This is a genomic window from Catenovulum adriaticum (genome assembly GCF_026725475.1).
GTDB lineage: Bacteria > Pseudomonadota > Gammaproteobacteria > Enterobacterales > Alteromonadaceae > Catenovulum > Catenovulum adriaticum.
In genome coordinates, this window is sequence record NZ_CP109967.1 from 122,377 (window position 1) to 137,585 (window position 15,209).

At 39.1% G+C, this 15,209-nt stretch carries 13 protein-coding genes; 11 read left to right on the top strand and 2 right to left on the bottom strand.

What is annotated here, in order from left to right:
- Positions 1 to 5: 5 nt before the first annotated feature.
- Both glnD and map read right to left on the bottom strand, forming a co-directional pair.
- The gene (glnD, locus tag OLW01_RS16525; protein WP_268077088.1) at positions 6 to 2,630 is read right to left on the bottom strand and encodes a [protein-PII] uridylyltransferase; all 2,625 of its coding nucleotides are present in this window, start codon (positions 2,628 to 2,630) and stop codon (positions 6 to 8) included.
- A gap of 66 nt (positions 2,631 to 2,696) precedes the next feature.
- Positions 2,697 to 3,515, bottom strand: a complete 819-nt coding sequence (map, locus tag OLW01_RS16530; protein WP_268077090.1) for a type I methionyl aminopeptidase — start codon at positions 3,513 to 3,515, stop codon at positions 2,697 to 2,699.
- 222 nt (positions 3,516 to 3,737) lie between these two features.
- On the opposite strand from map, the gene rpsB reads away from it, so the two are divergent.
- The 11 genes from rpsB (at position 3,738) to lpxD (ending at position 15,137) form a co-directional block, all read left to right on the top strand.
- Complete coding sequence (gene rpsB, locus OLW01_RS16535; protein ID WP_268077092.1) at positions 3,738 to 4,466, top strand: 30S ribosomal protein S2; 729 nt, start codon at positions 3,738 to 3,740, stop codon at positions 4,464 to 4,466.
- A gap of 121 nt (positions 4,467 to 4,587) precedes the next feature.
- On the top strand, positions 4,588 to 5,436 hold the full coding sequence (tsf, locus tag OLW01_RS16540) for a translation elongation factor Ts (protein WP_268077094.1): 849 nt from the start codon (positions 4,588 to 4,590) through the stop codon (positions 5,434 to 5,436).
- Positions 5,437 to 5,508: 72 nt separating this feature from the next.
- A complete protein-coding gene (gene pyrH, locus OLW01_RS16545; protein ID WP_428980212.1) occupies positions 5,509 to 6,252 on the top strand; it encodes a UMP kinase in 744 nt (247 codons plus the stop codon).
- A gap of 20 nt (positions 6,253 to 6,272) precedes the next feature.
- A complete protein-coding gene (gene frr, locus OLW01_RS16550; protein WP_268077096.1) occupies positions 6,273 to 6,830 on the top strand; it encodes a ribosome recycling factor in 558 nt (185 codons plus the stop codon).
- A gap of 56 nt (positions 6,831 to 6,886) precedes the next feature.
- Complete coding sequence (gene uppS / locus OLW01_RS16555) at positions 6,887 to 7,642, top strand: polyprenyl diphosphate synthase (protein ID WP_268077097.1); 756 nt, start codon at positions 6,887 to 6,889, stop codon at positions 7,640 to 7,642.
- Complete coding sequence (locus OLW01_RS16560; RefSeq protein ID WP_268077099.1) at positions 7,620 to 8,519, top strand: phosphatidate cytidylyltransferase; 900 nt, start codon at positions 7,620 to 7,622, stop codon at positions 8,517 to 8,519. Before uppS ends, OLW01_RS16560 begins: the two co-directional genes overlap by 23 nt.
- The gene (ispC, locus tag OLW01_RS16565; protein ID WP_268077101.1) at positions 8,520 to 9,707 is read left to right on the top strand and encodes a 1-deoxy-D-xylulose-5-phosphate reductoisomerase; all 1,188 of its coding nucleotides are present in this window, start codon (positions 8,520 to 8,522) and stop codon (positions 9,705 to 9,707) included.
- Positions 9,704 to 11,050, top strand: coding sequence for a sigma E protease regulator RseP (gene rseP, locus OLW01_RS16570; protein ID WP_268077103.1), 1,347 nt, complete (start codon positions 9,704 to 9,706; stop codon positions 11,048 to 11,050). The genes ispC and rseP overlap by 4 nt, the downstream gene beginning before the upstream one ends.
- Positions 11,051 to 11,072: 22 nt before the next feature.
- Positions 11,073 to 13,574 carry an outer membrane protein assembly factor BamA gene (gene bamA, locus OLW01_RS16575; RefSeq protein ID WP_268077105.1) on the top strand — a complete coding sequence of 834 codons (2,502 nt, stop codon included), beginning with the start codon at positions 11,073 to 11,075 and terminating at the stop codon, positions 13,572 to 13,574.
- Positions 13,575 to 13,590: 16 nt separating this feature from the next.
- Positions 13,591 to 14,106: an OmpH/Skp family outer membrane protein gene (locus tag OLW01_RS16580; RefSeq protein ID WP_268077107.1), complete on the top strand. Its 516-nt coding sequence runs from the start codon at positions 13,591 to 13,593 to the stop codon at positions 14,104 to 14,106.
- Between the two features lie 2 nt (positions 14,107 to 14,108).
- Positions 14,109 to 15,137, top strand: coding sequence for a UDP-3-O-(3-hydroxymyristoyl)glucosamine N-acyltransferase (gene lpxD / locus OLW01_RS16585; RefSeq protein WP_268077109.1), 1,029 nt, complete (start codon positions 14,109 to 14,111; stop codon positions 15,135 to 15,137).
- Positions 15,138 to 15,209: the final 72 nt, after the last annotated feature.

The window sequence follows — 15,209 nt, forward strand, 5'->3', positions numbered from 1 at the left end:
ATCTCTTATTTTGAAGGATTAATTTTTAAGGCTGCTCTAAGCTCACTTGAAACGGTTGATTTTTCTTCATCCGTTAACGGCTCACCACTTTTATTGGTCAATACAAAAAAGTCTTCCGCGCGTTCACCAATGGTCGCAACTTTTGCAGCATGGATAGTAATATTGTTATTAAAAAACACCCTGCCAATTTTAACCAGTAAACCAGGGGTATCAAGTGCTTCTATCTCCATTCGGCTTCGTTTGTCGTTTTTATGTTCAACCCAAGTGATATTTGTTTGAATTTGGAAGGGCTTGATTATTCTGGGGATACGATTAGGGACACTTGGCTCTGATTGATTTTTGACCGCTTCTTTAACCGCATCTTGAATATCTTTAAAGCGTTTTTTAGTTGCTTGATTGCCTTCTTCTTCCAATACGATGAAGGTATCTAGTGCATAGCCATCGTTGGTATTCATAATGATGGCATCATGAATATTAAAGTTTTTTCTATCGAGTGAAGAGCAAATACTTGAGAACAAGTAATCTTGATCTTTATGAAATACAAAAACCGCAGTGCCGCCCGGATGTACTTGATTATTAATCGCGATAACAAGCTTATCGGTTGCGGTTTTTAATATAGTTTGTGTATGCCAACTGATTTGTTTGGCTGAATATCGTAAAAAATATTCGTTAGGAAATGTTTGCCATAAGCGTTTCGCCTGAGCGCTTGATACTTTAGTATGTGTAAGCTCTTCAAGGGCATCTTCGCGTTTTTCTTGTTCTTGTACTTCGGTGGTTTCAGGTTTTTCAAGACCGCTTCGAAACGCATTTAAAGTGCTGGTATACAGCTGCTTAAGTAACGAGGCTTTCCAATCATTTAATAAAGTTGAGTTGGTTGCCCGAATGTCGGCCAGTGTTAAGGCGTATAATAAATTAAGGTGAGTTTCATCGTAAGTTCGCTCACAAAATTCGTAAATAACTTGCGGGTCGTTAATATCTTTTCGCTGTGCAACCACAGACATTAACAGATGATTTTCAACCAACCACGCCACTAATTGGGTATTGCTTTTTGATATGCCATGCAGTTGACAAAAATCTTTTACGGCTTCACTGCCAAGCTCTGAATGATCGCCACCTTTACCTTTACAAATATCATGGTAAATAGCTGCAATATAAAGCAATTCAAGTTTGGGGTAGTTATTACATATCGCACTACAGCGTGGAAAATCGTCTTTAAATTCTGGCTGAGTATATCTAAATATATTTCGAATGAGGCGGTTGGTGTGTTCATCTACAGTGTAACTGTGGAATAAATCAAATTGCATTAAACCAACGATGTGCGCCCAGTCATGTGAATAAATGGCCATCACCCCATGTTTATGCATTAACTGCCAGCTTAAGCCAAAAAAGTTAGGGTGTTTAAGCAATTTCATAAAAAGGTGGCGACAGCTTTCTAGCTGACACAATTCAAGCGTTTCATAACGTCGGCGCGCATTTCTCAGTAAACGTAGAGTGCTTGAATGTAAACCTGTTATGCCTTTTGCTTCGGCAATGGTTAAAAACATTTGCAGGACACCCGCAGGCATTTCAAATACTTCTTCGTGGCGTGCTAGTAGCAAGCCGTTAGTGATTTCAAAATCTTCTGTTAATTTTTTACGCTTCCAAGGGCGAAAACGAATAACAAATTCGTCAGCAAAATATTGTAATAGCACTTGGTTGAGTTCGCCTACTCGGCGGACAATAACAAAAAAGCGCTTCATCATGGTTTCGACTGCTGTTTTGTTTTCGCCATAGCCTAGTAAATTAGCGACTTCAGGCTGATGCTCAAACAATAAGCGGTTCTCACTGCGCCCAGCTACCATATGTAGAGCAAAACGCATATGCCATAAAAACTCACGACAATCTTGCAATTCTCTGAGCTCTTCAGCTGTCATAAAGTTTTTTTGAACCAATTGATCGCCATCAAATACTTTATAGTGTTTTTTAGCAATCCAGCCGATATTTTGAATATCTCGCAAACATCCTGGGTTTTCTTTGATATTAGGCTCAAGGTTGTAGCTGGTATCGTGGAATTTTCTATGCCTGGCTTGCTGTTCTTCTACTTTTGCTTTGTAAAATTTTATACTCGGCCAAAACTTTTTGTGGGTAATTTTGCTAGTGAGCTGCTCAAATACTTTTTTATCACCTATTAAAATTCGAGATTCTAATAGGTTAGTAGCAATAGTTATGTCTTCTTGAGCTAGTTGGATAGTTTCTTTTAGCGTACGTACGCTTTGCCCAATATCTAACCCTAAATCCCACAGCGCGGTGACAAACAAACTCACTTTTTGTTGAATGTCTTTATCAATGGGCGTTTTAGATAAAATTAATAAATCAATATCTGAGTGTAAGTTCAAATGGCCTCGGCCATAACCACCAACAGCGCATAAACAGAGCTCAGGAGTGGTATCTAACTCTAGTATACGCCAAATTCGCTGAATGAGATTATCTACAAAAACGGCTCTGCCCAACACTAACTTTGCAATGGGCTGATGCGTAAAGTTGTTAGTTAACCATTCGTGGTAGGCATCTACCTGTTCCCGTAAGGCTAGTATATTGTCTAAAGATTCAAATGCTTGAACTTTATCTATGTAATGTTGATGACTGCTCACTATGCTCACTTTGCTGTTGTTTTATTTTTATCTAAATTTCGCTCAATAACTGGGTGATAGTGTGTGCTATCGAATACGAGGAACGGTTTCTTCTGATCGTAATGTCAAAATTTCACAGCCTGTTTCTGTTACTAGCAAGGTGTGTTCCCATTGCGCGCTCAGGCTACGATCTTTTGTAATCACAGTCCAGTCATCTTTTAACAATTTTGTTTGTCGTTTACCCACGTTTACCATAGGTTCAATGGTTAAACACATACCAGCTTCTAAGACCGGTCCGGTGCCAGGTTTGCCATAATGCAAAACTTGTGGCTCTTCGTGAAACTCTTGGCCAATACCATGGCCGCAATATTCACGTACAATCGAAAAGCCTTCTTTTTCAGCATGTTTTTGAATCGCGTGGCCAATATCACCTAAATGTATACCAGGTTTAACCATATCGATACCAATGTACAAGCATTCTTGGGTATTTTGCATTAAACGTTCTGCTAAACGCGTTTTTAAGCTTGAAGGCCCCACTAAAAACATTTTGCTGGTATCACCATGATAGCCGTTAATATGTTTATCATCAGGTGAGTTTTCATCATATCTTACAGTGACATCGATATTGATAATATCACCATCTTTCAGTGTTTTTTCTGCTGGAATGCCATGACAAACTACATGATTTACAGAGGTACAAACGGATTTAGGAAAACCATGGTAGTTAAGCGGCGCTGGGTATGCTTTTAACTCTTGTGTGATATATTCATGACAAATGCGATCTAATTCGAGTGTGGTAATCCCTTTTTTTACAAAAGGCCCAATCATCTCAAGAACATCTGCTGCCATTTTACCGGCAACGCGCATTTTTTCTATTTCTTGCGGGGTTTTAATTTTTGCAGTCAATTTTGTGCCTCAATCGGGTTTTTTATAGCTATGAGCTATATAAAAATTGTTGTTTTAGGCTGTCTATGGTATAAAGCGCGCCGACAATTCGCAAATGAATTGTCAAAACAATTTTAATTAACCACACACACATACTGCAACGTTGTCCGGGGTGCCTGCTTTTTAGTCGGTCGGATGCAGCGGGTATGTGGAGGCTCAACCCCAAATTAAATGAGGAATATTATGCCAAACGTTTCAATGCGCGACATGCTTAAAGCCGGTGTTCACTTCGGTCACCAAACCCGTTACTGGGAACCAAAGATGAAACCTTACATTTTTGGTGCGCGAAACAAAATTCATATCATCAACCTTGAAAAAACAGTTCCTTTATTCAACCAAGCATTAACTGAGTTGTCTAAAGTTGCGTCTCGTAAAGGTAAAATCTTATTCGTTGGTACTAAACGTGCAGCTGGTGGTGCAGTGAAAGAATCTGCATTAAAATGTGACCAGTTCTACGTAAACCACCGTTGGTTAGGTGGTATGTTGACTAACTGGAAAACAGTACGTCAGTCAATTAAGCGTCTTAAAGATCTTGAAACTCAAAGCCAAGATGGTACTTTTGAGAAAGTGACTAAAAAAGAAGCTTTAATGCTAACTCGTGAAATGGACAAGTTAGAACTCAGCCTTGGCGGTATCAAAAACATGGGCGGCTTACCTGACGCGCTTTTCGTTATTGATGCGGATCACGAGCACATCGCAATTAAAGAAGCTAACAACTTAGGAATCCCTGTAATTTCTGTAGTTGATACTAACTCTAATCCTGACGGTGTTGATTTTGTTATTCCAGGCAATGATGATGCTATCCGTGCGATTCAACTTTATTTAAATGCTGCAGCTGATGCAGTAAATGAAGGAAGTGAGAACAACTTGGAAGCTCAAGCAGAAAAAGACGGTTTTGTAGAAACTGAATAATTCTGTTGTAACAACTGATTTGTATAATTAAACAGGGGCGATAGCCCCTGTTTATAACCAAGTGATTGAAATCATAAATATTAATAACTTGGTGACTAAGATATTTAACGAGGAAATCGAAATGGCAATTACTGCTGCTCTAGTTAAAGAATTAAGAGAGCGCACTGGCGCTGGCATGATGGATTGTAAAAAAGCTTTAGTTGAAACTAATGGCGATATTGAATTAGCAATCGAAAACATGCGTAAATCTGGCCAAGCGAAAGCGGCTAAAAAAGCAGGTAACATCGCAGCTGAAGGCACTATCATCATTAAACAAAAAGATGATCTTGCAGTATTAGTTGAAGTTAACTGTCAAACAGATTTTGTTGCAAAAGATAAAAATTTCTTAGCTTTTGCTAACGATGTAGCTGAAGGCGCAATTGCATCTAAAACCAGCATTGAAGACCTACAAGCTCAGTTTGAAGAAGCGCGTGTTGCCCTTGTGACTAAAATTGGTGAAAACATCAATGTTCGTCGCATTGAGTACATCGAAGGTAGTGCGTTAGCGCAATACACTCACGGTGAGCGCATTGGTGTAGTTGTTGCTGGTTCTGGCGACGCTGAAACACTTAAGCATGTAGCAATGCACGTTGCTGCAAGCAAGCCTGAGTACGTTAACCCTGAAGATGTACCAGCTGAAGTAGTTGAAAAAGAAAAAGCCATTCAAATTGATATTGCAATGAACGAAGGCAAGCCAGCTGAAATTGCAGAAAAAATGGTTACTGGCCGTATGAAGAAATTCACTGGCGAAGTATCTTTAACAGGTCAAGCTTTCATTATGGAACCTAAGCGTTCTGTTGGCGATATCTTAAAAGAGAAAGGCGTAAGCGTTTCAAACTTTGTTCGCTTAGAAGTAGGCGAAGGTATTGAAAAGAAAGAAGAAGATTTTGCTGCTGAAGTAGAAGCCCAAATGGCTGCTGCTAAAGGTTAATCAGCATTATATTAAAAGAGCCGCGCTTGCCGCGGCTTCTTTTTGCCATATTATCACTAAATGGAAATAATTATGAATCCTAAAACTGAATATCGACGTGTACTTTTAAAGTTAAGTGGTGAAGCCTTAATGGGTGATGAAGGCTTTGGTATCGACCCTAAAATTTTAGACCGTATGGCTCAAGAAATAAAAGAGCTGGTTGAATTTGGTGTTCAAGTTGGGATAGTGATTGGCGGCGGTAATTTATTCCGTGGCGCAGGTTTGGCTAAAGCAGGGATGAACCGCGTAGTCGGCGATCACATGGGTATGTTAGCAACCACAATGAATGGTTTAGCGATGAGAGATGCTCTGCATCGTGCCTATGTGAATGCACGTCTTATGTCTGCAATTGAATTAACCGGTGTGTGCGATACTTATAATTGGGCCGAAGCCATTAGCTTATTAAAAGCAGGTAAAGTCGTTATTTTTGCAGCAGGTACAGGTAACCCATTTTTCACAACTGATTCAGCAGCTTGTTTACGAGGGATTGAAATTGAAGCGGATGCTGTGTTAAAAGCGACTAAAGTGGATGGTGTTTATTCAGACGATCCTGAAAGCAACCCTGATGCAACTTTATATACCCAATTAACTTACCAAGAAGTATTAGAAAAAGAATTAAAAGTGATGGACTTAGCTGCATTTACTTTAGCAAGAGATCACAGTTTACCTATTCGAGTTTTCAATATGAATAAGCCAGGTGCTTTACGTCGTGTTATCATGGGTGAAGTTGAAGGCACATTAATTGACCATTCTGAAAACTTTGAAGCAAATAATTAATTTAGTTAGGAAGCATTCCCATGTTAAATGACATTCAAAAAGATGCACAAGTTCGTATGAGTAAAAGCATTGACGCTTTGAAAAATCAATTGGCTAAAATTCGTACCGGTCGTGCTCACCCAAGTTTATTAGATAGCATTAGCGTACCTTATTACGGGGCTGAAACACCATTAAATCAGCTTGCGAATGTAACGGTTGAAGATTCAAGAACATTAGCGTTAATGGTATTTGATAAGAGTGTGATTCAAGCCGTTGAAAAAGCAATTTTAACTTCAGATTTGGGCTTAAACCCTATGTCTGCTGGCACGACTATACGTATTCCGTTACCACCATTAACAGAAGAACGTCGTAAAGATTTAATTAAAGTGGTACGTGCTGAAGCTGAAAATGGCCGAATTGCAATTCGTAATATTCGCCGTGATGCTAATTCGGACGTTAAATCTTTATTAAAAGAGAAAGAAGTCAGCGAAGATGAAGCAAAGAAATCAGAAGACGTCATTCAAAAAACAACTGACGACTTTATTAAACAAGTAGATGTAGTACTTGCGACTAAAGAAAAAGAACTTTTAGATATCTAATTATAAAAATAGCGCCTGCCTGTATGGTTTAGGCGCTTGATAAAAAATACATCTACATGACTACAACTGCTTTAGATAAACTCAAAAATATTAGCCCTGATGTATTACCGCGCCATGTTGGCATTATTATGGACGGAAATGGTCGGTGGGCTAAGCAGCAACATAAGCCCCGCACATTTGGACATAAAGCTGGGGTCGAATCAGTGCGTGCTGCGGTTAGATTTGCTCAGCAGCATGGCCTTCAAGTATTAACCTTATTTGCTTTTAGTAGTGAAAACTGGAAAAGACCAGCGCAGGAAGTTTCTGTATTAATGGAGCTTTTTATGTTGGTATTAAGCCAAGAGGTTAAACGTCTTAATAAAAACAATGTTCGTTTACAAGTTATAGGCGACACCAGTCGGTTTAGCGCCCGTTTACAAAAAAAAATTAACGAAGCTGAAAAGCTCACTGAACAGAATGATGGGTTGGTATTAGCTGTTGCCGCTAATTATGGTGGTAAATGGGATATTATTCAGTCAGTAAACAAGGTACTTGAGCAGACTCCTAACACAGAAATCACAGAAGCTGAGATTGAAAAAAATCTTAGTTTGTCACAATTTGCCCCACTAGATTTAATTATAAGAACTGGCGGCGATCAACGGATTAGTAATTTTTTGTTATGGCAAGCCGCTTACGCTGAGTTTTATTTTACCAATGAGTTATGGCCTAACTTTAAAGAAGACAGCTTTGCACAAGCCGTATTGTGCTTTGTTAATCGCCAGCGGCGGTTTGGGCTGACAGGGGATCAGATTGAAAACGCTCAAAAACAATAAAATTTCTAAAACCAGCACACTGAGAAAGCGAATTTTAACCGCGCTTATTTTATTACCGCTTGCGTTGGTTGCTATTTTTGAATTGCCATTAATACCTTTTGCTATTTTCACCGCTATTATTATGTCTATTGGTGCGTGGGAATGGGGACCATTTATTGGTTTTTGCAATAAACGCAGACGCGTGCTACTAATGGCAGCATTGATAGGATCTATGTTTGGCTTTGCTCACCTTTCTGGGCTAATTGCGAATGGGCAAGTTAACTTATATCAGGAACAGGTTAAAACCGCGTTGTGGTTGTCACTTGCTTGGTGGGGCTTAGCACTGATTTTGGTGATCACTTATCCTAAATCATCGCGTTATTGGCGCGGATTAAGATGGATGAAGGGCTTGTTTGGGTTATTTACTTTATTACCAGCTTGGTTAGCGATTAATATTATACGAGCTAATCAGTATGAAATTGATGCTGAACGAGGTGCATGGCTTTTATTGTACGTTTTTGCGTTAGTTTGGGCTGCTGATATTGGCGCTTATTTTGCCGGTAAAGCCTATGGTAAAAATAAATTAATGCCTAATGTGAGCCCAGGTAAAACAATTGAAGGCTTTTTGGGTGGTTTGATCGCCAGTACCACACTTATTTTTCTGGCGCTGCAAACTTCACTTTTTGTTGGTCATAATGGTTTGCAAGTGGTGTTGGTATCGTTGGCTGTTGTGTTTAGCTCTGTGTTGGGTGATTTATTAGAAAGCATGTTAAAACGTCAAGCTGGTGTAAAAGATAGTGGTACTATCTTGCCGGGGCACGGTGGTGTGCTCGATCGAATTGATAGTTTAACCGCAGCTTTACCTGTATTTGCCTGCCTTTACTTTTATTTGATATAAATGAAAAAAATAGCAGTTCTTGGCTCAACTGGCTCAATCGGCCAGAGTACATTAGAAGTTGTTAGGCAAAATCCTGATGAGTTTTCAGTTTTTGCATTAGCAGCTTATTCAAAAGTGGATATCATTTTTAAGCAGTGCCTTGAATTTCGCCCCGCTTATGTTGTTTTAATTCAATCTGAAGCAGCTGCTGAGCTAGCACAAATGTTAACGCTTGCTAATTGTGCAACCCATGTTTTAGTGGGCTCAAACGAATTAAATCAATTGGTGAGTGTTAGTGAGCTTGATATTGTTGTCGCAGCCATTGTCGGTGGTGCTGGATTAGCTTCTACGTTAGCAGCGGCTCAAGCTGGTAAAACTATTTTGTTAGCTAATAAAGAAGCGCTGGTTATGTCAGGGCGTATTTTTATTGATCAAGTTAAACAAAGCGGTGCGCGTTTACTACCAGTTGATAGTGAACATAATGCAATATTTCAAAGTTTATCTGCGGACTATCAAAAAGATTATCTAAATCAAAATATTACCGACTTTGGTGTACACTCCATTATTTTAACCGGATCCGGTGGACCATTTTTAAATACCCCGTTAACTGATTTAGAACATAAAACGCCAGCTCAAGCTTGTAAGCACCCGAATTGGTCGATGGGGCAAAAAATCTCAGTTGATTCCGCTACTATGATGAACAAAGGTTTGGAATTAATTGAAGCCTGTTGGTTATTTGATGTTGCGCCAGATTTTATTGAAATTTTAATTCATCCTCAGTCTGTTATTCATTCAATGGTGCGATATATAGATGGCTCAATTATGGCGCAATTAGGCGCACCAGATATGAAAACACCGATTGCACATTGTTTAGGCTTTCCTAGTCGTATTGAGTCTGGCAGCGCACATTTTGATTTTATCAAAGCAGGGCAATTTAATTTTCAAGCACCTGACTTTGAACGTTTTCCTAATTTAAAACTGGCTCAGCAAGCATTTTGTGAAGGTCAAGAAATGACCACAGTTTTAAATGCGGCAAATGAAATACATGTTGATGCTTTTTTGAATGAAAAAATTAAATTTACGGATATTGCTAAATATAATCAATCGGTTATGGAAAAATTACAGCCGAGTAAAGCAAGTGATTTAAGTAGCATTTTTGCGATCGATGAAGAAGCAAGAGCACTGGCTTTGCAAGGAGTTAGCACGTGAGTTTATTATGGAATTTGGTATCTTTTATCGCTGCGATTGGTATTTTGGTCACCATTCATGAATATGGGCATTATATCGTGGCGCGCTGGTGTAACGTAAAGGTTCTGAAATTTTCAATCGGGTTTGGCAAAAGCTTATATTCATGGCGCAATAAAAATAATACAGAATTCACTATTGCTGCGATTCCATTAGGGGGCTATGTACGTATGTTAGATAGTCGCTTAGATGAAGTAACTGAAGATAACAAAGCGAATGCATTTGATCATAAACCTGTCACCCAACGTATTGCAGTAGTAGCTGCCGGTCCATTATTTAATTTAGTTTTTGCGGTGATCGCACTATGGGGTATGTTGTTAATTGGTGTGCCTGAAGTTAAGCCTGTCATTGGGACCGTATTGACTGAGTCTCCCGTTTCGCAAAGTGAGATAAGCTCAGGCGATGAAATTATTTCGGTTAATCAACACCGAACGCATACTTGGCAGCAAGTTAATATTGAGTTAATGGACGCGCTAGGTGAACAAAATTTACAATTAGCGGTGCAACCGCAAGGGCAAAGCTACCAAGTTGAGAAAACGATTAATTTGTCTGATTGGCAAGTTGATCCAACGCAAGGTAACCTAATTCAGGCATTAGGTATTATGCCGTATCAACCTCAAGTGTTGCCAACTATAGCGCAAGTTTCAGAAAACTCGCCCGCAGCACTCGCAAATTTAAAGCAAGGTGATACCATAGTCAGCTTTGCTGGTCAGCCATTTGATTGGCAGAAGATGTCAACTTGGATTAGACAGCATCCAAATCAGAATTTAAGCCTTGTGGTTGAAAGAGATGGCAGTGAGTTGGAACTTTCACCTCAGTTGGGCGTCAGACAACAAGGCTCACAAAGCTATGGTTATTTGGGGATAGCTCCAACCATGGCAAGTTGGCCACAAGCACAGAGATTTGAATTAAGTTATGGCATTTTCGATGGATTACATCAAGCAGCAGTGAGAACCTGGCGTTTGATTGAATTGAGTTTTTCAATGATTGGAAAACTCATCACCGGAGATGTTTCTTACAAGTCATTAAGTGGACCTATTTCAATTGCGCAAGGAGCGGGGCAGTCGGCAGGCTTAGGTGTTGTTTACTTTTTGAGCTTTTTGGCCTTAATTAGTGTAAATTTGGGTATTATTAACCTTTTACCTCTGCCAGTACTTGATGGTGGCCATTTAGTTTATTACCTTATAGAGTTTGTAACCGGCCGAGCAGTGCCAGAAAAGGTACAAGAAGTAGGATTTAGAATTGGGGTAATCATCATTTTTAGTTTGATGAGCATTGCCATAGTTAACGATTTATCTCGTTGGTAAGATAAAGAAGTTTGAGTTTCGAATGACAATTAAAAAATCAATATTAGCGTCGGCAATTGCATTAGGTTTTTCAGGTCAAGCATCTGCAATTGAAGAATTTACAATCGAAGATATTCAAGTTAATGGGTTACAGCGAGTTGCTTTAGGGGCATCCTTAACTTATATCCCTGTGCAAGTGGGAGATAAGTTAAATGATTTTCGTTTAACTCAAACAATTAAAGCGCTTTATTCATCGGGTCATTTCGATAATATTGAAGCTTACCAAGATGGTCAAACTTTGATTATAAAAGTATCAGAGCGTCCGACTATTTCTGAAATTGAGTTTGACGGTAATAAAGATGTTAAAGAAGAACAGCTGCAAACTAACTTAGATGATCAAAATATACGCATTGGTGAGCCTTTAGATAAAACCACTTTAACTCAACTTGAAAAGGGGCTAGAAGACTTTTATCAAAGTATTGGCAAATACAATGCATCTGTTACCGCAAAAATCAGTCATTTACCGCGTAACCGAGTTAAACTTACGTTTGAATTTGTGGAAGGCGATGCCGCTAAAGTTAAGCAAATTAATATCGTGGGCAATGAGCTGTATTCAGACGAAAAATTATTAAGCTTATTTGAATCAAAATATGATTTACCTTGGTGGCAATTTTTAGCAAATGATCGATATCAAAAACAAACTTTTACCGGTGATATCGAAAAATTGGAAAGCTTTTATAAAGACCAAGGTTATGTTCGTTTTTCAGTAGACTCGACTCAGGTTTCTTTAACACCGTCAAAAGAGCAGGTTTATGTCACCTTAAACGTGAAAGAGGGTGAAAAATATAAACTGAAAGATGTTAATTTTATCGGTGATTTGGTTGGACTCGACAGAGCAATTAAAGCGTTAGTTCCACTGCGTGAAGGCAATTATTATAATGCAGCTGCTGTTACTTACAGTGAAGAGACCATTACTAATTATTTAGGTGCATTTGGTTACGCTTATCCTGAAGTTAAGACTATCCCTGAAATTGACGATGAAAATAAAGAAGTTTCATTGACTATGTCGGTTACCCCAGGTAACCGAATAAACGTTCGTCGAATTGATTTTTCAGGCAACTCAGTGACCGATGATGAAGTACTGCGTCGTGAATTACGTCAATTTGAAGGTAGTTGGTTATCTAACCGCTTATTAGAAGGTTCAAAAGCACGTATTGCTCGACTTCCTTATGTCGAAAACGTGGAATTTGAAACCATTCAATTGCCAAATGAACCAGACCAAGTTGACGTTAAATTTAACGTCACCGAACGGCCTTCCGGTTCATTTACCGCTGGTGTGGGTTATGGTGACTTAACGGGTTTGAGTTTACAGCTTGGCGTGCAGCAGCAAAACTTCTTAGGGACAGGTAATAGCGTTGGTATTAGCGTGAATACTTATAGCTACCAAAAGCAAGTGAGTTTAAGTTTCACTGACCCTTACTTTACTGTAGATGGTGTGAGTTTAGGTGGCTCTGTTGGTTATAGCGAAATAAATTACGGTAACAGTTTTTCCAACTCAGAAGATTATGAATTAAGCCGTATTTCTTCACGTTTGACATTAGGGTATCCGCTTGATGAAACCAGTCGTTTAAGTTACGGAATTGGGTATTTACATAATGAAATGTCTAATATTTCTCAGCCGTCTGAGCAAATGCGAGACTTTTATACCGTTTATGCCGATCCGGGTGATAAATTAAATCAGTTGGTTTTTGATAATTATGAACTCAGTGTCAACTGGATGCGTTCAACGCTTAACCGTGGCTTATTCCCAAGTGCAGGTTCAAGCCAAAATGTAGGTCTAAAAATCGCAGCACCAGGTTCTGATTCACAGTTTTTTAAATTTACCGCAGAAGACAGACATTACTTCCCGCTATCGCGCGATCAGCGTTGGGTCTTTATGACAAAAGCTTCATTGGGCTATGCAAATGGTTATGGTTCAACGGGTGGCAATGATCATATATTGCCTATCTGGGAGTTATTCCGAGCGGGTGGTCAATCAACGATGCGTGGTTTTGAAAACAACGTAGTGGGGCCTAAATTATTTTATCGTCAATCACAAACTGCAACGGGTATTCCTGACCAAACTGGCGAAAATGGTAGTATTTTATTAGGTCCTGAGTTTGATCAAATTACTAAATATACCCGTAACGGTAATGCTGCCATCTCAAATGGTGGTAACGCACAAGCATTGGCAACTTTAGAGCTGATATTCCCAATTCCATTTACCGAAGAAACATCTAGTTCAGTTCGTCCAAGTATATTTATGGATATAGGTAATGTTTGGGATACAGAATTTGATTTTGATCGTTATAGTAATTTATCTGCCAGTCAGCTAGATAAATTAGATGACTATTCTGATCCAACACGTTATCGTGCGTCTGCAGGTATGTCTGTTCAATGGATATCACCAATGGGGCCGATTGTTTTTAGTTTCTCAAAACCATTAAAACGATTTGATGATGACGATACAAAATTTTTCAGCTTTAATATAGGCCAAACTTTTTAACATTAGGAGTACTAACATGAGAACTTATAAAAAGGCCGCTGCACTTTTATTAGCATTGGCAACTGGGGCATTTTCACTTCAAGCTCAAGCAGAAAAAATTGGGGTAATTGACGTTCAGGCTGTATTCCAACAGTTACCACAAGCAGCTGCGATTGAATCTACTATTAATGCTGAATTCAAAGATAGAATCGAAGCGGTTCAGCGCTTGCAAACAGACATTAAATATTACATGGATAAGCAGCAGCGCGAAGACACCACCATGGGTGACAAAGACAGAAAAGAACTCGAAGACAAATTACGTGCTTTAGGTGCTGAATACCAAGAAAAAGCTAAGCCGCTAGAAACTGAACTTCGCCGTCGTAAAGCTGAAGAACAAAACCGTTTATTAGGTATGATTAAACAATCAGTTGATAAAATCGGTAAAGCTGAAAAGTACGATATTATTTTACAAAATACAGCGGTTGTTTATTTAGGTGATGAATCTGATAATTTATCACAAAAAGTCATTGAAGCTGTCAGCAAGCTTAAATAATAATGACCGCAATTAAGCTCTCTGAACTGGCCTCAAGAGTTGGGGCTGAATTGGTAGGAGATGGCGACCATATTGTTGAAACTGTCGGTAGCATTGATGATGCTACCGCTTCGCAAGTTACTTTTTTAACAAATAGTCGTTACGTCGACACCTTAAAAACAACTCAAGCCGGTGTGGTAATATTAAAACCTGCTGACGCCGAAAATTTTAAAGGTAATCAACTCTTATCCGATAATCCTTATTTAACCTATGCATTGGTGGCTCAATTACTTGATTCAACGCCAGCCGTTGCTAATAGTATCAGCCAACAAGCCCATATTGACGCTAGTGCAAAAGTGGCGAGCTCCGCCAATATTGCCGCTTTTGCAGTAGTTTCTAAAGGCGCTCAAATTGCTGAACATTGTCAAATAGGAGCCAATTGTTTTATTGGCGAAAATGTTGTGATTGGACAAGGGTCTAAATTATATCCTAACTCTGTGATTTATCATGATGTGGTGTTAGGCAAAAACTGTATTATTCATTCGGGTGCTGTAGTTGGTTCCGATGGTTTTGGTTATGCGCCTGATCAGGGACGCTGGATCAAAATACCACAAGTTGGTACTGTCATTATTGAAGATGAAGTTGAAATTGGTGCTAATACGGCCATCGACAGAGGCGCTATTCATAATACAGTCATTAAAGCTGGCGTTAAAATTGATAACCTAGTGCATATTGCACACAATGTTTCACTTGGCGAAAATACGGCTTTAGCTGCAGGGACTAAAATAGCTGGTAGCACCAAAGTGGGTGAGCGGTGCACCTTTGCAGGTTGCGTTGCGGTGAATGGTCATATTGAAATAGGTGATGACGTTCATTTTACGGGTACTAGCATGGTAACCACGTCATTTAAAAACGCGGGTGTTTACTCGTCTGGTATTCCAGCTGTAGCTAATAAAGACTGGCGAAAAAATACAGCAAGATTACGTAAAATTGATATCTTGTATGATAAAGTCAAACAGTTAGAAGCCGAACTTAAAAATTTACAGCAATAATTTTAAACGTCGCATCATAGTGCACTGCTATGTATAATGCGGCCACAAGAACAATGATTAAACAGGAAACAT